Genomic DNA, 21,449 nt, shown 5'->3' with positions numbered 1-21,449 from the left:
ACATTGTTTTATACGATTAAAATTATTTATTTTCAATGGAACTCACTTTTAATCATGCTCTTGCATGATAATGATTATTATACTCCTTTCGGGAGAATTTAAACAGTTTCTTAGTTTGAATAATCGATGGTAATTATATCCGACGGTTGACTTTCATGATCGTGAAAATCAACGGCCGTGATCCTGTAATACCGCTTACCCGACATCTTTCTGCCGTCGAAATCCTCCGGATTGTCTTTATACGAATTTGTCTCTTTCGATACATAGGTGACCAGGTTGTCCAGTCCGGGTTGAAAGTCTTTGGAAGTGCTGCGGTAGATCCTGTATTGGAATACATCATCCCCACTCCTACCCCATTGAATACGGTTTGCAGTGACAGATACACCAGAGGGAGGCAAAGGGGCTGTACCGGGCGTACGATACGTGACGAGACTCAGGTTGACTTGTGGTGCGGTTACCGGGAAAACGGACACGTTTGCACCGTCCGTGGCTTGAAAATAATATTCAAGTCCCTCCCCGGTGATCAATCCTCCCGGCAGATCAATTGTAAAGGTGCTTTTGACTTTCCGGGTCATTGGCAGTTCCGTCCATGCTGATGATCCCGGCTTGCGGTAATAGAAAACCGCTGAAATATCCTCGTCGTCGCTGTCATCCAACAAAGAGATCTTCATGGAAAGCGGTTGTCTTACAGGATGTGATACCGGGGGCGAGATACTTATGATCCGTGGCGTTCTATTATTGGATTCTACCACCTGCCCACAGGAAGAACCTGTCACCAACTGCTGTTTACGGAGTTCCTTTTCTTTGGGCAGGTAATTATTCCTGACAAAACGGTTTTGTATGCTGACGATATTTCCCAACGTGGATATATCGACCACCCGGTGCATAAAATTCTCAGTCCATGACCGCATGGTAGCCGTCAGATCCTCCAGCGAATAGTGTTCGAAATTCTCGTTCAGTCGGATATGGTCTCTTGCCGCGGCGATCCGGCAACGTAAGAGATACAGGCGAAAACGTGCCGAGGGGGATGCTGCATTGTTGACCAGGTGGTCGATCACTGCAAGTTGTTCCTCCGCTTTGGCCAGTTCCGTTTTTCCGGTACTGTCGGGCAGAAATGGTCTGGTGGGTTCACATTCGCCAAAATCACTCGCGAAAGGCTCGTTCCCGTTGATGATCGCCGTGATCTCATTGGCCGCATCCGGGCCATAATTCAAAACGGCATATTCACGATAAACCTGTACTGAAGAAACAATCCCGTCGTCCCAGGGTACCTTGCTGATATATTTCATTTTGGGTTCAATGGCATCGGTCAGCCTCCAGGTAAGGGCAAAGAAACCCTTCATATTCGGCGCTCTTCTCCTGTAGCTATCAATCGTTCCTGAAAGACGGATCCCATACGGATAATAATATTGGGAGCTTTTGATATCCCGTTCCAGCCACGGGCAACCCCAGTATTCCCGTTCACCGTAAATATCCCCGCTCTCGAATTCAGCAGAATAGTGGGCAATGGGAGCGCAAATGACATCGGCAGGTAAAGACCGAATCGAAACAGGATTCAAACCCCATCCTGAAACAGCCAGTCGGGTTCGGGGACTCCTCTTTTTTACGCCCTCATAAAACCCGTCAAAGATCTTTTTCCAGGTATTAAAAAACACGGTATCCTTTCCCACATTTTCCGACTGAAAACAAAACAGGTAATCGAGATCCGGGTAATCCGTGACAATCTGGTCGACACGGGCCGCGATCACCTCCGGGTCATCAGGGGCTGTCTGGTAATCGGGCATGATCAGGTTGATATCCAACCCCAGCCCTATCTTCACTCCCCGTGAATGCGCATAGGCAATGACTTTTTGAAAAAGCGATACGCCTTTCCTGAAAACCTGTTCATTTGTCAGGTTTTCATTATGCAGGGCACATTCCGAGCCGAAATCATAATCGTCAAAAAAACCGGATGCCCCGAATAAGTACTCATTCACATCCCATCCGGGCGAACTCCACTTATGGCCCGTCCGGACCGTCGGCATCCAGACCCGTGATAAGTATCCCCGGTACTCAAAGTTGTGAAACGGTTCATTATGTCCCAGCTCTCCGTTATAATTATGAACAAGAATAAAGTTCATCCTCATTTTGGCCGTCTGGTCAATGATAAACTTCCAGTCGTTCCAGGAATAGGAAGTGGCTGACTGCGGGAAATTCGTCCAGGGAAGGAATCCCCGGATATACATCGAAGGACTCTTTTGTTCATCCACTACCGGCAAGCGAAAAGGCTGCTTTGTATCGGGCAGAACATCCCCGCTGAAATAAAAGCCGACGTGATAATGATCCTGCAATAAGCCGTAAACCCCGTATAAAACACCGGTTTCACTTTGTCCGGCGATGACCAGGCAGGATTTCCCGTTGCTTTCTATGGTTTTGAGGATATATCCCTGTTCTCCTGCCGGCGTATCGGGCAATCCGATCATCCCCATGGCTTCCAACTCTGCAATAAGCCTGTTGCTTGCCGTCCGTCCGACAATAAACGCAGGATCAGTATAGGGAACCGAATCAGGAATGATCTCCAGCCATTTACCGGATAACTGATACATATACCGTTGAAGTTCTTTTACGGCATATTCTTCGATTGCGGAACCGGAGCTCCCCGAAATGATCTGAGCTTTTACCGGAATGATGCATATAGTCAAGATAAACAGATATAAAAAATAATTGATCTTTCTCATGTGATTATTTTATTCTTTTCTTGTCGGTGCATGGAATATTTCTTTGTTCTTTACCCTTGATTATCCTGAGCATAAAGGGTACAACCCGCCTGTTACAATGACAGGTTCTTCCCTTTATACCCGGAAAGTCAAAAGAAACACAACGCTAAGGAATTGTCACTTCGAAGACCTTACTATAGTTGTATCTTTTCAAAGCATTATTGGTCGTGACAGCGATACGGACGTAATAATTCCCGGAAGGCAGACCTGTTACCTCATCGGTGAATGAAGCTTCTAAAAGAGCCTCATCGGCTATCCCCGACACGTTCGTATCCTGCTTCCAATTATATATGGCATTATTCACCGTCGGTATTTTGGACACGAGCGTTTTCCGTTCAATGATTTTATCCCCCACCCGCGACCGTGCAATGCCGTAACTCGCGGTGACCTTTCCTGCCGAGGGTTGCACCGAAGCATCGACAACCGCAAGAAATGGAGTTACCGTGAAATTCAACTCCGTACGGGCACCTACGTTTACAGTAATGGTATCAACCGGGAAAAAGGCGCCCTCCGTAGGAAGTACCTTGTATTCATTTTGGAAGATCCATGCATTTTCGTAAGTACCGTCCGGTTTACCCGAGAAGATAATGGGTGAATTCATCTGGCCGTCCCTTTCGAACAGCTTGATGTTAAATCCATTCGGCTGTTCCGATTGTAACGGCTCGTTAGTTATATTGTCCGTCAGTGTTCCGTAGATCCCTCCATCCGGTTCATCATAATTATCAATTTCACATGCTGCAAAAAACAATAGGATCGGCAACAGGAATAGTATCTTTTTATATTTCATCGAAGTAAATTTTTTAGGGTTAATTCAAGTTTCGTAAGTTGTATGATTGCAACTAAATCATTCGTGTGACAATATTTTGTGACCCTTTGTAGCTTTAGTCGCATACATTCTAAATATTCATGCGAAACTTGAAGGGTTAATAATTCGGATTCTGGATTATGTTGGGATTCCGGGTAATTTCCCCCGGATCGATCCGTTCGTAATACGCCCTTACAGGGAATGTTTTGGGAAAACGTCCCGCGATTCCGGTTTCAAACCGGTAGGCTTCGGCCTGCACATCATAATAGGGTTTCAGGGCATGGAATCGGGTGTTACTCAGAATGTCATCGGAAATCCGCCATCTCCGGTAATCCCACCATCGGTGATTTTCAAAAGCCAGTTCCACAATCCGCTCATGGCGGATCCGTTCCAGGGTGACCTCCTGATCCTCAAGCAGCCTGATCCCGGCACGTTCGCGTATGGCATTGACCGCCCATTTAGCTTCTTCCGTCCGACCTGATTCAAAGGCGGCTTCCGCATAATTCAACAACACTTCTCCATATCTTAAGTCGATCCATGCCTGATCCGAACCGTTTTGGGTAGCCCGCGACCGTGGCTGATTCACATCCAGGTATTTCCTGACATAAAAACCGGTCTGGGTCTTTTCGTTCCCGCCAAAGCCGTTTAATCCGACGATATGCAGTGTACCATTAATATTATCGGGCTGGTGGGTTTCCACGTTATACAAGGCACTGTAATCTCCGGCTTCATATTTCTGACCAAGGTCATATATCCCGGCCTGCACATCAATGACCGTTTCCTGCCATTCGCTGAAAGGCACAATGATCGATGCCACGCAACGGGGATCCTTGTCTTTAAACAGATCGACAGGGTTTGCATAATAAATGGGATTTCCCGCACTATCCGTGATCCTTAACGTGCCCGGTGTCCCGTCGATATATTCAAACTGTTCCACGCATTCCAGTGTCGGTCCCATATTTGAACCATACCCCTCAGGGCCTCTTACCCCGAAAGGAAGTACCAACATGTCGTAGAAATGCCCTTTATCGGGATAAGAATAGTATTTCGAGAAAATGGCTTCCGGGTTGTTTTCATCTAAAAACAACATTTGAAAGTTGGCGGCCTTATCCGTAGGGTTCTTATTATACAATTCATATTTTCCGGAAGCAATGACAGCTTCCGCCGCATCATAAGCGGCCTGCCAGTATTTACCGGCGCTTGCCGAAGGTATACCGATGATCCCGTCGAGTTGGACACTTGCATATTTCGCCTCCGATGCGGCATACAACATGACCCGCGATTTGAGCGCAAGGGCGGCATATTTGTTCACCCGACCTTTGGAATTTGTTTCTCCCAGCAACAAGGCAGCACTATCCAGGTCGTTGGCAATAAAATCGTACACATCCTCATGTTTATCCCTGGAAACCTGCAATTCTTCCAAGTTATCACCGGTAAAATTCTGCACATTCTTGATGATGGGAATTCCACCATACCTTTTTACCATCGAAAAATAGTAATAAGCCCGGATATATTTGGCTTCGCCCAATACCTGTTTCCTCTTCGTTTCACCAAGAATGGAATTGGGAAGTTTTTCCATCAGGTCATTCACGTTTCTCACGTTATCGTATCCCCACCATTGGGTGCCAGTACCATCGATAATGCTGCTTTTTTCATCCGTGAAATGATGCATCACTTCATCCGTATTATGGGCCAGATAATTCCCTGCCCCGGTACGGAAAGTGAGGTCTTCCATCTGCATCCTGTCATATAAACTGACCATGTAAGCGTCAATCGCCGATTCGCTCTGGAAGATCTGCTCTTCCGTCAGGATGTTGATAGGAGCGATATCCAACCGGCTGTCACAGGAGTGGAAAAAACCTGCCCCGAGCAATAACAGGATTATGCAAGCTATAGGTTTCTTTCCCTTCCGAAAACAGGCTGGTTTTATGTAATCGTGCGAAGCGGGGATGTATTTATTTCGGCTTTCCATAAATTCACATGTATTGATACTTGTTTTCATATTCGTCTTAAATTTAAAATGTGACATTGATACCCATATTGTAATTTTTCATTAGCGGATACAGGTAATTATAGGTGTTCGGATCCTGCTCCGGATCGATATATTTGATCTTCGTCCATGTAAACAGGTTGAACCCGCTCACAAAGATCCTTGCGCTTTGAATGCCGGTTTTACCTAAAATATTTTGAGGGATGGCATATCCCAATTCAACATTCTTTAATCTCAGATACGACGCATCGGGCCACCAGAACTCGGAATTCCAGTTGTTGGACGGCGGATAATTTGTGGCGGGGAACCTACCCGGGATCCACGGACTGTTCACGTCATATATGTCCTCATGATGCCACCTGTCCATAAACTGGCTCAGGCTGTTCCGTCCCCACGGAAGGGGAGCCCTCATTTGTTCTATGTATTGAAAGTTGAAATTGGCTGCTCCCTGAAAAAGGAGATTCAGGTCGAATTGTTTCCAGGATGCGTTGATATTCAATCCATAATTTATTTCAGGGATATGGCTCCGGGCAATCGGCACTTCGTCGAGAGAATTAATGATCCCGTCCCTGTTCACATCCTCATATTTCAGGTCACCCGGACGCAGCGTCCTGTTTCCCTGTCCGTCCTGTATCGGAGAGGTAAGCACTTCCTCTTCCGATTGGAACTGGCCGATATACCGGTAACCCCATGTCTGATTATCCCAACGGCCGACCGGGTTACTTCTCCAATTGAGGTAGCTGTTCCCGTCCGGATTCCTTTCCACATGCACAGGCTTGCCCCTTGTAAACGTGAAGTTCCCGGAAATGTCATATCTCAGGTCACCTGTTCTTTTCGCATGTCCCACTACCAGTTCGAATCCTCTCCGCATGTCTTCATTCAGGTTCTCCTGCGGCAAATCGGCCCCGACGGTTCTCGGGATAGTCAGGGTGCGTGTAGCCAATAGTCCGGTGCGATCCCGCCTGAAAAGGTCGAATTGCGTGTATAGCAATCCGTCTTTTATATCAAGGTCAAGCCCTATATTTTTTGTAGTGACGGTATACCAGGTGATGTTGGGATTGGGCATTCCCCTGAACCCGAGGCCCGGTATGACCTGGTCATCGATCACATACGTTCTGTCAGGATAGTTATATCCTGTCAGGAACTGAAAAGAAGAAGCACCGTCATCTCCCATTTCTCCCCACGATGCCCTCACCTTCAAATTGGAAATAACAGGAAAAACCCTTTTAAAAAATTCCTCCTCTGATATGCGCCATCCTGCGGAAGTATAAGGAAAGAATCCCCATCTTTTACCTTTGGGGAATTTGGATGAACCACTGTAATTGAACGCGAATTCGAAGAGATATCTGGATAAATAATCATAATTCAACCGTCCGATAAGGCTTTGATTCGCATCTTCATACAGGCTTCCTGAATTAACCTGCGCATTTTTGGATAAACCGGCAAAGAACTGGTCTATATCGATAGCAAATTCCTTTCTGGCCCACAGGTTATCATTCTTCGCGTACCTGTCCTCAAAGACAACCGATGATTTAATAGTATGTTTTTCATTCCACGTCTTCTCGTAGGTGAGTTGTCCCTGAAACGTAGTGATCTCTGTCGGATAGTAATTCGCACTGAGGTTCGAAGGACTGTTCTGGGTTCCTTTCAGGATATACACATCGTTTACTTTGTCATAATCATAAGTCGAGTATTTTTGCCGCCACGCTTTCTGGAACCAGTCTTTATTATAGAATCCGTATGTAAGTTTGGCCTGTAGCCCTTTGATAAAAGGCACATCATAATTCAAAACCATATTTCCGTGGAAAGTCTTGGTTTTGGTCTTTGTATATCCTCCTATGCTGGCCGTTGTCATGGCTACCGGATTCCACGGATAGGTCATATCCTGCAAATACTCCGGATTATCATTCGCGTACACGGAATAAGTCGGAATGTTCATCCATGTGAATTTAATAACGTTCCATGCAGCCTCTCCCGGTTCATTCTTGTTTTCAAGCATACCATCCAGATTTACCTGGATCTCCAACTCATCGGTGATTTTCCCGGTAACGTTTGACCGGATATTATACTTATGATAATTGAGGTCACCGCTTTTCCAAAGACCTTGTTCACCTAAATACCCTATGGAAGTAAAATATCTGATCCGGTCACTTCCTCCCGAAATATTCAGGTTATGCCTGCTCAACGTAGTAAAATCGCGGGCGACAACATGATACCAATCCGTACTGGGATAAGTCCCGTCCTTGAATTTCTGAAGGTCATCGGGCGTATACGTTGTTTCGCCGGGCGCTCTTCCGCCATTGATTTCATTTTCAGTGGTCAGGACAGCATACTCATAGGCCGTTCCCACTTTGGGAGTATTGCTTATTCTCTGCCATTCATAGGCTCCTGTATAGGAAATCGTGGGTTTTCCCGTTTCTCCCTTTTTCGTAGTGACCAAAATGATTCCATTGGCGGCTTTTATCCCGTAAACAGCAGCCGAAGCATCCTTCAGGATTGTAATACTTTCGATGTCATGAGGGTCGAGCCTTGCAAAATCAGCTCCGTCGCGGATTATTCCGTCCATCACAATCAAAGGAGCACCGAACCCGCGGATATCATAGGAAGTAGTATATGAACCCGGCTCCCCGGTTCGCTGGGTCACTTTCAGCCCCGGAAGCTTCCCTGCCAAACCTGTCACCAGATTAGCCGTGGAAATTGACTTGATCTCTTCCCGGCCGACGGAAGCCAGTGCCCCCGTTAAATTCACTTTCTTCTGCGTTCCATACCCCACGACCACCACTTCATCCAACGATTTCGTGTCTTCGTGCAATACAATATCGAAAGAAGTTCTTCCGGCAGTGCTGATCTCCTGCTCCAGATAGCCGATATAGGATATCTGTAATACAGCGTCACCCGCAACGGTGAGTGAAAAATGCCCGTCGAGATCGGTAACGGTACCGTTCGTGGTACCTTTTTCTATCACGTTGGCTCCGATAACAGCTTCACCGTTTACATCCGATACGGTTCCCGAAACCTGTCTTTTTTGCTGTTGTACGCCCAAAGAAGTTTGTGTGTCGGGAACATAGTTACTGGCAAAACCATTGAGCGTGCCCAATAATACAAACACAAAAATGAATTGGATGGTAAGGGATAGCCCTACCCTGCCCCATTGAGGCAATTGAATGATTTTAAATGTCTTATTCATGCGATTAAAATTAAATACGTATTAAGGATATGCTCTATCCTTACAGGCCGACAGTGAATCTGAGTCGCTACAACGGCAAATGCTTATCGGCATTTATTGAAAAATGAAACAGGTATTTCCGGCGAACGCCGGCTGAAAGAGGAGTGAGTTTTCAGGTAACTGAAACCCGGTGCGGTAACGGGCAATCGTGCTGGCGAAGTATTGATACTCTATTGATAAAGAAATAAGATTACTGAAAATCAGGCATCTGAAATCTTATTCGATAAACTCTAATGTATATGCGGGATATAAAAAAGAGGCGCGGACGATTGTCGCTATTCCCCATAACTGGCTCAGCAATAAGCCATCGCAAAAGAATATGACAATGTCCACGCCCTTATTGCTAAGGGCGCTTCCATTTTTTTGACCTTTTGCTTAGAATTTTGCTGATTCGTTATGGAGATCAAAAAAAGCGCTATATTACTTCGTACCGTAGTTTAACGATACAAAGATAATAATTCATTTTAGTTTGTTATGGATCCATAGGGTAATTTTTAACAGATTGGTGATTTTTCACTTAATATTTACACAATTAAGAGATTCGCTCTCTATGAGATTCAATTTCCTACACAGGCAATCAGATTATTATAAGCCGATTACATAGTGAACAAGAAAAAACTATTCTTAAAAAAAGTAATACAATGACAAAGAAAAAAAGATTTTTTGTGAATAACCAAACAAAATCGGCGTATAATTATGCAATTTCCGGATATAATTATAAGTATATCACCGAAAATCACTATTTTTGCCATATAACACGGAAAAACAAATAAAAAATGGAAACAAAAGAGCAGACCTTCAAAAATACACATCACGGACATGCCGTAAAGCGCATTCGTCACTCTTTAGGAATCAAGCAGGAAGTCCTGGCTGATATGATGGGAATCACCCAGGCACGCGTTTCCAATTTCGAACAGAAAAAAGTGCTGGAAGATGAGATAATTGATAAATTAGCCAAAGCCCTGAACGTAGCTCCCCAACTGATCAAAGAACTGGAAGAAGATCCGGTAACGGTGATTATTGAGAATAATAGGATCGACAATAACTCAGGCTCTGCTTATAATTATATTGCCGGAGATAATATTATCAATAACCCAATAGATAAGATCGCGGAACTTTTTGAAAGATTATTGGAAAAAGAGCAGGAAAAGATCGCGCTATTAGAAAAGTTGTTGGGAGAAAAGAAATAATTACTGGGGACATATAATCCAATTGAGCAAATCATCGAACTGAGTAAGGAAAAAACCGCCCTCTACGAACGGATGCTCGAACTGGAAAAAGAAAAAAGCGCTCTTCTGGAACAATTATTAAAGGACAAGAAATAAGATTCCGGTTTCTCCCTGCCCAAACATTTTGAGAAGGTGCGTAGAAAGGTTTTCCGTCATTTCAAAGCTCTTCCATCCTTATTGTGTAAATAAAGCGTTATGCCTAAGTTTAAATAACGACAATGAAAAATAAATGCAAAATATTATGGCCATAGTACTACCTTTAGCATCCACTGACAGACTCTTAGCCAGCTCAGTTCTCGTAGGACAAAAAGACAGTTTTCCCATTTTCGTTTCCACATTACATCAAATTGGACAATGTACAGAATTTAAAATAGGGATACCTCCACATTCCGGAAACATTGCTGCAATTCAAGAATATCCAATTGATAGTATTCAAGCAATTGATGTAGATATGATCAAAGCTGATCCAATTCACGACTTAGCATTCTTTAAAGGAAGAACAACTGACATTCAGGTGCCATTCCCTAAGATAAATATAGACTTTAATGGTATTTCGGTTGGTGAAGAACTTCTTGTAATAGGGTACCCCTATTCAACTCTTGGATCTTTTTTAGAAACGGTCTCTATAACAAATGTGTCGGCTAAAGGCAGGAGAATTTTTATGAAGACAATTAAAATTGACGAACTAATTATTTCTCATCAAACTTTGCAAGGTAGTTCTGGATCTGCTGTTGTTAAAAGATCTGATGGATCTTTATGTGGTGTAGTTAGAGGAACCTTGGCACCTCCTAATGTAGTCTCAATTGGAGATATTCCATTAGCTAGTGACACCAACGTTACTTATGTGACTTTTAGTTCTATAATTAATGAAACACTAAAAACATTTTAATAATGAAAAACATACTTGAACAATTTAAATATACGGATTTTATTGATAGCCTGGATCCGACTTTAAAATTAGCCGTTTACAACTTAGAATTATCAGGAATCCCTTTGGAAACAATAGGAATTGAAATTTCCAGCATGCCCGCCATTGGAATGACGGCAAAAGGTATAAATAATTGGGACAAAAGTATTTTTCAAAAAATTTTATCGGAAGTAGCTAAATTGATTTGTAACGACTCGCCTGAAACTGAATTAGTAAAACAATTGAAATTAGAAGGAGGTATCACTACGCAAATAATAATTGCTGGCGTATCAAATTTTGTTGGAAACGAACTGGGATTTGCTGCAGCTTTATGTAGTCCATTTGTTGTCTTATCAATTGCAATAATTCTTAAGGCTGGACTGAATGTCTTTTGTAATACTTATAAATTCCAATAACCCTATGTCGTCGTGTCTGTAGGACAAGCAATGAAACCGATGTTGAACAGAACCGGAATATAATTCGAAGGACAGAGGAGAGATTTTGTCGGAAGCTTTCTTGACCGGAGGAATAACAATATCTGTCTTTAAATAAACTCTCTTTATTATAAAATTAGTAAACTAAGAAGCAGATACAATGCTAGATCAGTCTTTTACAGCAGATAACTTTGAAACTATCTATGATATTGAAAATCGGAAAAACACTATCACAGAATATTTAGGAACAGAGTACAAAGGTATTCTTAACCAAATTAAATCGTTACATGATAAAAGTACGCAAATTAAACGTAAAAAATCACAAGATCGGACTGAAGAGGAAAAGTTGACACTAATAGAAAATAAGCAGAAAAAGGAGGAATTAATACTAGAGAAAAAGAAAATACGACATGATGAATTAGAAAAAATAAGTAAGGAGATTAATAGTAAGGATTTTAAATTTGATTTATTACCAACAGAGAATGATGTTTTTATAATTCAGGACACAAGAGAGGCTTTTTTCGCCATAAAACAACTACAATATAATGTTCGTAAAACTTTCAATGTAAAGCAAAGCAGTCGACATCTAATTTTATCTCAAATAAAGTTATTACTAAATGACAGCAGTCCCAAATATATAATTCGCACTGATGTATCAAAATTTTTTGAATCCATTATACAAGATAAGTTGCTAAGGAAAATCAGTAACAATACACTATTGAACACACAGTCAAAGAAATTTATTAGGCAAATTATAGAGGATTATAATAGAAAAAAAGATCCTGAGAAGATTGATATCGACAAAGGGGTTCCGCGAGGTGTCGGAATTAGTTCTTATCTTTCCGAATTATATATGAAAGATATTGACAACCAGATCAGAAATATGGAGGATGTCATTTATTACGCCCGCTACGTTGATGATATATTTATTATCATTTCTCCAAAACTACCCAAAAAAGATATTGATAGTTATTTTACCAAAATAAAAGATATTGTTAGTAGAGAAAATTTATCATTAAAGGATAATGGTGATGATAAATGCAGTTTATTAGATTTATCTGTACCAAATATGAATGAAAAAATTATCACTTATTTGGGTTACGCGTTATACATAAAAAGGAACGGAAATAAGACAAGTGTGCTATTTGGATTATCGGATGCAAAAAAAGAAAAAATAAGAGATCGGATAACAAAGTGCTTTCAGAACTTTAATAATACTAATAAATATGGGATCAAAAATGCAAAAAAGGACCTTCTATTAGCATTACGTTTTTCATGCTCAAATACAAAATTAAGTGGTGCGAAAAGCCGAGTTAAAACAGGCATATTTCACTCTAATTACTTGTTGGATAAAGAGTTCTATAACGATATATTTGAACTTGACGATTTTTTAAAGACACAACAACTATCTCTTTATAACAAACTGTTTCCGAATGAAAGTATACAACAACTACATGAACAGAAAATAAAGAATTTTATATACAGAAATGTAATTTTTGAAAAAGGTTTTAAGGATAGAACGTACCATATTTTCTCGAAAGATGAAATGAAAACGATAAAAAAGATTTTACAATGAAACGGAAAAAGATTGAACTGAAATATAAAAAGGAAAGAGTTATCTTTTCAGATGTTCTGCCATACGAAACACCTTTAATTTTTTCAAATCGACACTTTTATCGTTTCCTCATAAAATACAAGATTAAAACGGCAGATAATAACCTTTATTGGGATAAGAATATGCCTGATGAGGCTTTCGAGTCTCTTAAGCTATTATTGGGAATTTCCGCAAATAAAACAGATGGTTCTTTAAATATAGAAAAACAAAAAATCAGAGTTCCCTTCTCTTATCGAATAGCCCATAAGCAAGGAAAATTCAGGGAATTAACCATTATACATCCCCTCAATCAACTTCAAATGGTTGAGTTTTATGAAAAATATAAGTACTTAATCTTACATCATTGTAGTTTGAGTAACTTTTCAATTCGTCATCCGGACAAGGTCGCTTGTTATTTTTATTACAAAGACAGGTTACACGAACAATTACTTGGTAGAAAAGTAGATAGTAAAGAAGAATACATGAATGAGTATGAAAACTTAAAATCCTACTTTAGCTATCAGAAATACAGTAACATTTACAAATTCTATGAAGATTATCGTTATCAACGGGCAGAGAAGAAGTTTGATAAGTTGCTGAAATTTGATATTCAAGATTGCTTCAACAGCATCTACACACATTCTATTCTTTGGGCGACATTGGGAGGAATAGAACAGGGTAAAAATGCTTGGAACAATAAACAATATGAAGACACATTTGGAAATGAATTTGACGATTTAATGCAGAAAATGAATTTTGGAGAAACAAATGGTATTGTTATTGGTCCCGAGTTTTCAAGGATTTTCGCAGAGATTATTTTACAAAGAGTAGATAAGGACGTTGAGGATTATATGATCTCACAAGAAAAATATCTCAATAAAGATTATGAGTGTTATCGCTACGTTGATGATTATTTTCTATTTTATAATGATGAAGCAACCAAAAATCATATTTTAGAACAGTTTACTTTACGTTTACGACAATACAAATTAACAATAAGCGACGCCAAAACGACGCTCTTTGAAAAACCCTTTATTACAGACATTACTTTAGCAAAACAAAAAATAGATAATCTATTTTCTGAAAATTTAAAAATTAAAATTCAAAATGAAATAATTTCTGAGGATTCGGATGAAGAAGAAAAGGACATAATTAATGTAGAAGAGAAGGATGAAAATAATTTTAAAATTGAAAAACTTCGGGAATTGTTATCTGAGAAGCGAAGTCTATATATAAGTCCAAATCTTTTTAATACCAAATACAAAGTAATTATTAAAGAATCAGGGGTTGAATATAAGAATTTGATTAACTATTCATTAGCGAAGATTTGTTCAAAACTTGAAACATTACTCAAGAAATTTGATAGCCGATTCAAGTATCTTTCCTATTTTGCAAAACATAGTGACAATTTATCTTCTGAAGAAAGAGATAAGTGTATTAAACTTAGAAAGCAGGATGAGAAGATGCTAACAAATTTTATTGTCAACATCTTAGATATTGTTTTCTTTTTGTATTCGAATAACAAACGCATTAACACGACTCTCAAAGTATTATCAATACTTAATGTAGTAATACTATACCTCAAAAATAATTATCAATTGAAAAAGGAAAAGGTTATTCGTTTTGACAAATCAAATATAGAGATTGTATTTAAGAAAATTCAAGACGAAATCAATTTAGTAATGCAGACAACTCCATTTAATCAAAACTCTCAATTAGAGGCATTTTACTTATTACTTGCCCTTAAGGAAATGGGAAATGGATATGCAATTTCAGACGACACAATCAATAAGTATTTATGTGTAAAAAAAGATTTAAGAGAAAGAGATATAAAAGAATATACATTTTGGAATATGCTATTAATTTCGGTACTTTTGTACTACTATTCTGACAATATGGAATATGTAGAGAGTTTGAATTTTCTGAAAAAGGTTATATTGAAAAAAATCAAAGACGTCGACAAGCAGCAAAGAGATATCTCAACCGAATTAATTCTTCTAAAAATGGATATTTTGTCTTGTCCTCACTTAGACAACACCTTCAAGAAAAAAGTTTTAGCTCAATTTGGAGTTGAAGATAATCTAAAACAGGGAGAAATAATAGAATATGCCATGAAACAGAAATCATGGTTCATAAAATGGAAAGGTTTTAATTTGAATTATGAAATTAACGCCAAAGTTTCTCAAGAAGTTTATTCATAGACAAAGACATAGTGTTCCGCAACAAACTTCAAATACTTTACACACATAGCGGTGCATTTTTCTTCTTTTGAGGAGATACAATAAAAATACCTTTGGAGTTTGGGGTATTTTTAGTTTTGTAAATACCTCATTAGTGTCCACTAATGATTGCATATAATGTCCTAATATAAACAAAATATGAGAGTTTTAATTTATAAGAGAACACATAAACACGATCCTGATGAAAGAGGAATATTTGGAATTCAGGATTGTATGGGACAAATTCGAAACTGGAACTATGATGCCGTGATAGGGATTGGAGGAAAATCTGCATGGAAAGGCCATACTGATATAAAATATAAAATCAATTGGGTCGGATTAGAACCTAAAGTAATAGGTTCTACAAAAAGAGGGAATATAATTGCTTTTGCTCACTTTGAGCTGTATGAAGAGAAAGGAAAAGACATAAAGAAGTATTATCCAAATTTGTTCGATTATATGTATGTCGGAGGAAGTAGAAAGCGGTTCGATATGTCTTCTGAACTGCCAGAAAGTGTTTTTGAAGAAGTAAAAGAAATATTAGATTCAATAAAAGATAGCCCAGCATCAGAATCATATGATATTGAAAGCAATGAAGAATTGGAAGATTTCAATCCCTTAAAGTGTACTGGCTGCATTGAAGGCGAAAAAATTGAAGTGACAATTCAAAGTATATAATGATATGAATCTTCATTAACTAATAGATTAAGATATGAATGGTTTTTGGGATATAATTGGAGATGGTGAAAAACGAGGTAAATGTGAAACTAATTTTTTTCACATGTATATTTATAGTGAAATGGTAGATGAAGAAGTACATAAGTTAGATGCAGCAACTAAAGGAACTTTCATGCACGAATATTTACATTACTTGCAATTTGTAAGCACTATATTCGGAATATCATATGGAATAATATATAATAATTATTATGGATTTTGCAGAGAATATTTTGCAAAAAATGACACTATTGAAATACCACTAAATATCAGACCACTCTATCCTGTGATTGATACACTGATAGAACAATATAAAGTTTTAAAGGGGAGTGTAGGAATATCAATTTCAATTAATAAGATAGATCAAATAAATATATTAAAGGCAAAAAATAACAAGGCTGGCGTTGATGTTTTAGGAGTCAATACAGAAACAAGAGAAACGGAGCAATTTGTTTTCGGATATTTGTGTATCATAGAAAGTATGTCACATATCTTCCAATCTTTTTTCGATGCAACAACAGAGCATTCAGAAATTCCATATAAAGCTGTTCAGATTATATGTAATGACCATCTTCGTGAGTTTGCAGATGACAAGAAAATGTTATTTAGTATATGCTTATGTTCGTTAATGTATAATAATCCAGCTTATGGCTTTTTTGAAGTATTAGATATTGTACGTAAAAATCCAAGAATGACTGGCATTACCCTGTATAAACATATGTTGGAAGAATCAGAATTACATCATATCAAATGCAGAACAGTAAAAGATCTTTCTTTGAAATTTATTTCAGATTATCAATCAACTATAGAATCAGCTATTGGAGGTGATTTAGAATATTTTTCTAAGGTTTTTAAAAATTGTTCATTAGAAATTGAGAGCGGAGAAAGTTTCTTACTGAAACTACTGTATGAAACCGATATAACATCAGATAAATCAATCCAATTATTACTTGATTTTTACGGATTACCTTTAGCTGAGGCAGAGAATCTTACACTAATGGCAAAACTTCCAACAGGGGAATCAACATATAAGGATATTGCGTTTTTACGAGGACTGGAAATGGTTATCAATCGAGTTTCACCCAAAATTGACATCACAAAATACCCAATCTATGATCCTAAATGTTCTATGTATGATAAATGTTTAAAATCTTTATATGCAGAAGATACACCGAAGATCGAAATGACAAAAGATTGCAGAAACAAACAATGGTTAAAAGAAGGAGTATGCCTTATGACAGAATCTCTTAAAATATATCGATTATACAACAAAAGTATTATACAAAATTCTTTACCTCTTGATATGCAATAAATAAAGACGTGTGATAATAGATATTACTCTGAGTGTTCCATACGACCTAGGGATGAGGTGGTGTTGAATTCTGAGATAGATGCATTTCGGCCGAATAATAAAGGGGAAATACCCCAAGTACTTACATCTTTACCAAAGGATAACTAAAAATAATGTACGAGAATACCACACTTCTGCAACCATCCCTGTTATGATTTGGGAGTATTCCAGGAACTGTGTAAGCCCCCGAGAGACACTATCCCATTAAGTGTGTAAATAGTAATTGAAGGGTTCTGTTTATAACCTGATCCTCTCGGTAAAAATAATTAAAATTTGTTCAAAACCAACTCCCAGTCCCCACAAATTGGACAAGCAATATATAACTGTAAAAATAGGAGAATATAAAATGGAACATATATTGTTTATTAGAATAAAATATTTAATTTTGAGTCGATTAATTTAATATGGAGCAAAATATAAAAATATGTATATTATCAACCTATTATTTTTTAATAAACGACCAGCACAGAATTATTAATCAGTCATTTACCCTGTAACAACCTTATAAAATATATAAATTGATGAAAATAGGCATAATTCATTTAACAGATTTACACATCAAAGAAACAAACAACTGGATTCAAGATAAGATTGCTGGAATAGTATCAGCCTTGCATTTAGATTTTAGTAAGATAGACAAGATATTCATTATTATATCTGGAGATATAGCAAATAAAGGGAAAGGATATAATGAGGCTGAGACAATACTTACGAAATTTAAAAATTCCCTAGAAAGATTTATCGAAGATACATCATTTGAATATATTCTTGTGCCAGGAAATCATGACTGTAATTTTCACGAACCGAACCAAGTGCGAGATATTATAATAGATAATGTTCATTCCGCAAAATACAATGAAGATAATAGTATAATTGATACTTGTATTAAGGTGCAGGATGATTTTTGGACATTTTATAAAAAAATTAAAGGAGAGATACCTTCTAATAAACTCGTGTACCAAATAAAAAGAGAAATAGATGGTAGCTATATTCAGTTCACCTGTTATAATACGGCATGGATGTCAAGCATAAAGGAAAATGTTGGAAAAATGTATTTTCCTCTTACTAAAATTCCAGATGATTTTTCTTGTGAAGGTAATATTTTAAATTTGTCGATATTTCATCATCCGTTAAATTGGTTTACACCTAATACTGAACCAAATAACAGAAAGGCATTCACTCAACACTTGGAGAAGAATTCTCAAATACTTATATACGGGCACGAACACGAAGAAGAACATATTAAAAATCAAGATCTCAAAACAAAGAAAGAAACAATATACATCTCAGGAAAAGCATTACAAAGCGAAGATGAGAAAAGTTCAGGTTTTAAAAGCATAGTCATTGATATTTTAGAAAAAAGTGGAATAATTAAAGAATATAACTGGGATAAAGATAAATATATATGTAACTTTGAAAATAACTTTTCTATAAATGGAGCTAAAAATATTGATAAAACTTTCAAACCGAAACAAGGGTTTATTGATAAGTTGGATTCACTAGATTTACCTTTAAAGTTCGAAAATCGTAAGAATATCCACCTATCGGATATCTTTGTTTTCCCTGACTTAGAGAGAATATCTACAAAAGAAAAAAGAATCGATGATGTATATAATTCTAAGCGATTATTAGAAGAAAGTAGGCCTATTATTAGTCTAGAAGGAGATGCTCAATCTGGAAAGACAAGTTTATTAAATATGTTATATTTAAACTTTCTAGATAAATACAAGTACCCAATCCTTTTGGACGCAAAAAATTTAATGAAATATGAAGAGAATAAGACAATAAAAAAATTATTTGAGGAACAATATGAAGTTGCTGATTTTGAAGCTTATCTACAATATGATAAAGAGAAAAAAATATTAATAATTGACAATTTACAGAATTTTACATATAATGCTGCAACTTTAATCAATATTATAAAGAATCTGCAATTACACTTTAGTCAAATTATTATAGGTACGACTTCAATATTTACTTTCTCTTCTGCTTTAAATGCCGAATTTAAAGAAATAAATTATTACTATATTCAACCTTTGGGATACAAAAAAAGAAATGAGTTAATTGAGAAATATCATCTTTTGAACGAATCTCCTCAAACTTATACAGACCAAATCATCTTAGAAAAAACGAAAATACACTTTGATCAGATCCAAACAGTGTTAGGCAATAAATTAATACCATCCTATCCGGTATATGTACTATCAATACTCCAAACACTAATATATGCAACACCACACAATTTAGAACAAACGTCTTTAGGTTATTGCTATCAATCACTGATATACGTTGCATTAACAGATAAAGCTAAAATAAAAAATGAAGACATAGATTCTTATTTCAATTTTTTATCGGAACTAGCTTTTAATCTATATCAAACGAATATGGATTCTTTTAGTGGGAATTATTTGGATGAGTTTTATAGGCTATACAATCAAAAATATGTAGCAAAAAACCTGACAAAAATAAAAGATAATCTTATAATATCAAACATATTAACAGAGGATGATGATGGTGATTATAAATTTAGGTATAATTATATTTTTTACTTTTTAATCTCTAGAAAATTAGTAGAATTAATTCATCAAGAAGAAGGTAAGCGAATTATTACAGATCTATGTAACAACTTATCAGATGAAAAAGCAGCTAACATATTAGTTTTGACAACACATCATTCTAAAGACGATTTCCTTATTGATGAGGCTACACTTTCCTTAATGGCACCCTATGACAACTACACACCTATAACTTTACACAAAGATGATGACTATTATAATCAAATTGAAGGCATAGTAAGGGATATTAGTTCAAATATTATACAAGCAAATAGGGATCCCAAAAAAGAAAGAGAAAAAAATCTAGAAGAGAGTGATAGGATAAATGAGAAAAAAAATGCTAACCAAGATAATGAAATAGAAAAAGAAGAAGCGAATGAGTTAGTACAAGAAATGTCTCATGCACTTAAAGCTATCGAGATTGTAGGACAAATAGTAAAAAACAGAAAAGGATCTATTGATAAAGAAAAACTGAAGGAGATTATTACAGAACTATATTATACAGCGTTTAGAACTATTACTTTTTTTGGGGAAATAAGTAAATTCACTCAAAATGAATTAATAGAGTCTCTCAAAAATAGAATAGAAGAGGGGGATAGTAATCAAGAAATTGTGAAAAAAATAAATAAATTCTTCCAATATATGACATTTCAACAATGTATAGGGATTTTCTCTAAAATGATATATTGTGTTGGAAATAAAGACTTAAAAGACATTTTTGATGAAGTGGCTAAAGAAATAAATACGCCAGCCGCAAAACTAGTAACCTTTAGTATCAAAAGTGCATATAGTAAACTTTCTATAAAAGAACTCAGAGAACTTTCTAAGGAATTTGAGGATAATCATGTAGCATTCTCAATTCTTCGAGCAAGGGCAAGAGCTTATGTATATAATAATCACATTGATTATAAGGAAAAACAGCAAATAGCTAATTCATTAAAAATGAAAATGTTAAGTAAATAAAATAGGGTTGAGTGAGTATCCCTCCAGCTGTGTTAGGTTGGTGGGATACTCCCATTTTCAGCCGTGTAATTTATCGACAGTGTCCAAAATTTGTGTAAATAAGAAACGGAGGGTTTTGCTGTAGAGACAGCAAAACCCGATTTTCAAAGATAGCTGTAAATTCCGTTTCATCCTGACCTCTCTGTAGAACTGCCCCAGGCAGGCCTCTATTCTTAAAGACTTGCAGGGGTCAACATGCTGGAATGTCCACAACCAGCCACTCCGGTATGCTGTCCCCGCCCGGGTGCCGAAGGTCTTCCCCTTTTGAGTGTTTATGTTTTCAAAACAAAGATAAACATGAATCTAGATGGCAGGGACACCCAAAAGCATTGTAAGCATTTGGTGAACCCCATATTTTTTATATCCTTTTTAAAGTTCATAAAAGAGTTTGTAATTAGCAAATTTACAATGTACAAAAAATGGCAATGTTGAGTGTACAACTTTTGGCAATATCCAATGTACAGGTTTAACATTACATTAACTATCTTTTTTTTATTGTATTCAACTGTTTTTTTATTCTTTCTCAAGGAAAGTTTTCCGGTTGTCCATACGGTAACCGTTTCCCTCGAACCTGATCACCTCGCAACGATATAGCAGTCGATCCAGGATGGCTGTGGCTAACACTTCATCATCCAGTGTCTCCGCCCACTGGCTGGGTGACTTG

General features: G+C 37.5%; 13 protein-coding genes. 8 read left to right on the top strand and 5 right to left on the bottom strand.

Annotated features, from left to right (window positions below; all coding sequences use genetic code 11):
* Positions 1 to 110 precede the first annotated feature (110 nt).
* The 4 genes from F597_RS0117485 to F597_RS21155 form a co-directional block, all read right to left on the bottom strand.
* On the bottom strand, positions 111 to 2,717 hold the full coding sequence (locus tag F597_RS0117485) for an alpha-glucuronidase family glycosyl hydrolase (RefSeq protein WP_019541049.1): 2,607 nt from the start codon (positions 2,715 to 2,717) through the stop codon (positions 111 to 113).
* Between the two features lie 145 nt (positions 2,718 to 2,862).
* The gene (locus tag F597_RS0117480) at positions 2,863 to 3,543 is read right to left on the bottom strand and encodes a DUF3823 domain-containing protein (RefSeq protein WP_019541048.1); all 681 of its coding nucleotides are present in this window, start codon (positions 3,541 to 3,543) and stop codon (positions 2,863 to 2,865) included.
* 136 nt (positions 3,544 to 3,679) lie between these two features.
* Complete coding sequence (locus F597_RS0117475) at positions 3,680 to 5,533, bottom strand: RagB/SusD family nutrient uptake outer membrane protein (protein WP_169337997.1); 1,854 nt, start codon at positions 5,531 to 5,533, stop codon at positions 3,680 to 3,682.
* Between the two features lie 43 nt (positions 5,534 to 5,576).
* Positions 5,577 to 8,738 carry a SusC/RagA family TonB-linked outer membrane protein gene (locus tag F597_RS21155; protein ID WP_081624411.1) on the bottom strand — a complete coding sequence of 1,054 codons (3,162 nt, stop codon included), beginning with the start codon at positions 8,736 to 8,738 and terminating at the stop codon, positions 5,577 to 5,579.
* A gap of 815 nt (positions 8,739 to 9,553) precedes the next feature.
* Between F597_RS21155 and F597_RS0117460 the strand changes: the two genes are divergently transcribed.
* The 8 genes from F597_RS0117460 (at position 9,554) to F597_RS0117425 (ending at position 20,746) form a co-directional block, all read left to right on the top strand.
* A complete protein-coding gene (locus F597_RS0117460) occupies positions 9,554 to 9,967 on the top strand; it encodes a helix-turn-helix domain-containing protein (protein WP_019541044.1) in 414 nt (137 codons plus the stop codon).
* A 268-nt stretch (positions 9,968 to 10,235) separates the two neighbouring features.
* Positions 10,236 to 10,895, top strand: a complete 660-nt coding sequence (locus F597_RS0117455) for a trypsin-like peptidase domain-containing protein (protein ID WP_019541043.1) — start codon at positions 10,236 to 10,238, stop codon at positions 10,893 to 10,895.
* A gap of 2 nt (positions 10,896 to 10,897) precedes the next feature.
* Positions 10,898 to 11,329, top strand: a complete 432-nt coding sequence (locus F597_RS0117450) for a hypothetical protein (RefSeq protein ID WP_019541042.1) — start codon at positions 10,898 to 10,900, stop codon at positions 11,327 to 11,329.
* 178 nt (positions 11,330 to 11,507) lie between these two features.
* The gene (gene drt3a / locus F597_RS0117445) at positions 11,508 to 12,923 is read left to right on the top strand and encodes an antiviral reverse transcriptase Drt3a (RefSeq protein WP_019541041.1); all 1,416 of its coding nucleotides are present in this window, start codon (positions 11,508 to 11,510) and stop codon (positions 12,921 to 12,923) included.
* Entirely contained in the window at positions 12,920 to 15,142 is a 2,223-nt protein-coding gene (drt3b, locus tag F597_RS0117440; protein ID WP_019541040.1) for an antiviral reverse transcriptase Drt3b, read from the top strand. Before drt3a ends, drt3b begins: the two co-directional genes overlap by 4 nt.
* 177 nt (positions 15,143 to 15,319) lie before the next feature.
* Positions 15,320 to 15,838 carry a hypothetical protein gene (locus tag F597_RS21150; protein WP_019541039.1) on the top strand — a complete coding sequence of 173 codons (519 nt, stop codon included), beginning with the start codon at positions 15,320 to 15,322 and terminating at the stop codon, positions 15,836 to 15,838.
* A gap of 34 nt (positions 15,839 to 15,872) precedes the next feature.
* Complete coding sequence (locus F597_RS0117430; RefSeq protein WP_019541038.1) at positions 15,873 to 17,189, top strand: hypothetical protein; 1,317 nt, start codon at positions 15,873 to 15,875, stop codon at positions 17,187 to 17,189.
* A 560-nt stretch (positions 17,190 to 17,749) separates the two neighbouring features.
* Positions 17,750 to 20,746: an anti-phage protein gene (locus F597_RS0117425; RefSeq protein ID WP_019541037.1), complete on the top strand. Its 2,997-nt coding sequence runs from the start codon at positions 17,750 to 17,752 to the stop codon at positions 20,744 to 20,746.
* 552 nt (positions 20,747 to 21,298) lie between these two features.
* Here the strand turns inward: F597_RS0117425 and F597_RS21145 are convergent.
* Positions 21,299 to 21,449: ATP-binding protein (locus F597_RS21145; RefSeq protein WP_044060366.1), on the bottom strand; the 151-nt coding region annotated here is incomplete at its 5' end.

The organism is Proteiniphilum acetatigenes DSM 18083 (genome assembly GCF_000380985.1).
GTDB classification, from domain to species: domain Bacteria; phylum Bacteroidota; class Bacteroidia; order Bacteroidales; family Dysgonomonadaceae; genus Proteiniphilum; species Proteiniphilum acetatigenes.
The sequence above is the reverse complement of the archived record's forward strand: the minus strand, read 5'-3'. Positions and strand labels throughout refer to the sequence as shown.

Bases quoted from the DNA above. Each gene is read 5' to 3' on its own strand.
- F597_RS0117455 (WP_019541043.1), top strand. From the start codon at position 10,236: ATGCAAAATATTATGGCCATAGTACTACCTTTAGCATCCACTGACAGA.
- drt3a (WP_019541041.1), top strand. From the start codon at position 11,508: ATGCTAGATCAGTCTTTTACAGCAGATAACTTTGAAACTATCTATGAT.
- F597_RS0117430 (WP_019541038.1), top strand. From the start codon at position 15,873: ATGAATGGTTTTTGGGATATAATTGGAGATGGTGAAAAACGAGGTAAA.
- F597_RS21155 (WP_081624411.1), bottom strand. From the start codon at position 8,738: ATGAATAAGACATTTAAAATCATTCAATTGCCTCAATGGGGCAGGGTA.
- F597_RS0117475 (WP_169337997.1), bottom strand. From the start codon at position 5,533: ATGGAAAGCCGAAATAAATACATCCCCGCTTCGCACGATTACATAAAA.
- F597_RS0117450 (WP_019541042.1), top strand. From the start codon at position 10,898: ATGAAAAACATACTTGAACAATTTAAATATACGGATTTTATTGATAGC.
- F597_RS0117460 (WP_019541044.1), top strand. From the start codon at position 9,554: ATGGAAACAAAAGAGCAGACCTTCAAAAATACACATCACGGACATGCC.
- F597_RS21150 (WP_019541039.1), top strand. From the start codon at position 15,320: ATGAGAGTTTTAATTTATAAGAGAACACATAAACACGATCCTGATGAA.
- drt3b (WP_019541040.1), top strand. From the start codon at position 12,920: ATGAAACGGAAAAAGATTGAACTGAAATATAAAAAGGAAAGAGTTATC.
- F597_RS0117485 (WP_019541049.1), bottom strand. From the start codon at position 2,717: ATGAGAAAGATCAATTATTTTTTATATCTGTTTATCTTGACTATATGC.
- F597_RS0117425 (WP_019541037.1), top strand. From the start codon at position 17,750: ATGAAAATAGGCATAATTCATTTAACAGATTTACACATCAAAGAAACA.
- F597_RS0117480 (WP_019541048.1), bottom strand. From the start codon at position 3,543: ATGAAATATAAAAAGATACTATTCCTGTTGCCGATCCTATTGTTTTTT.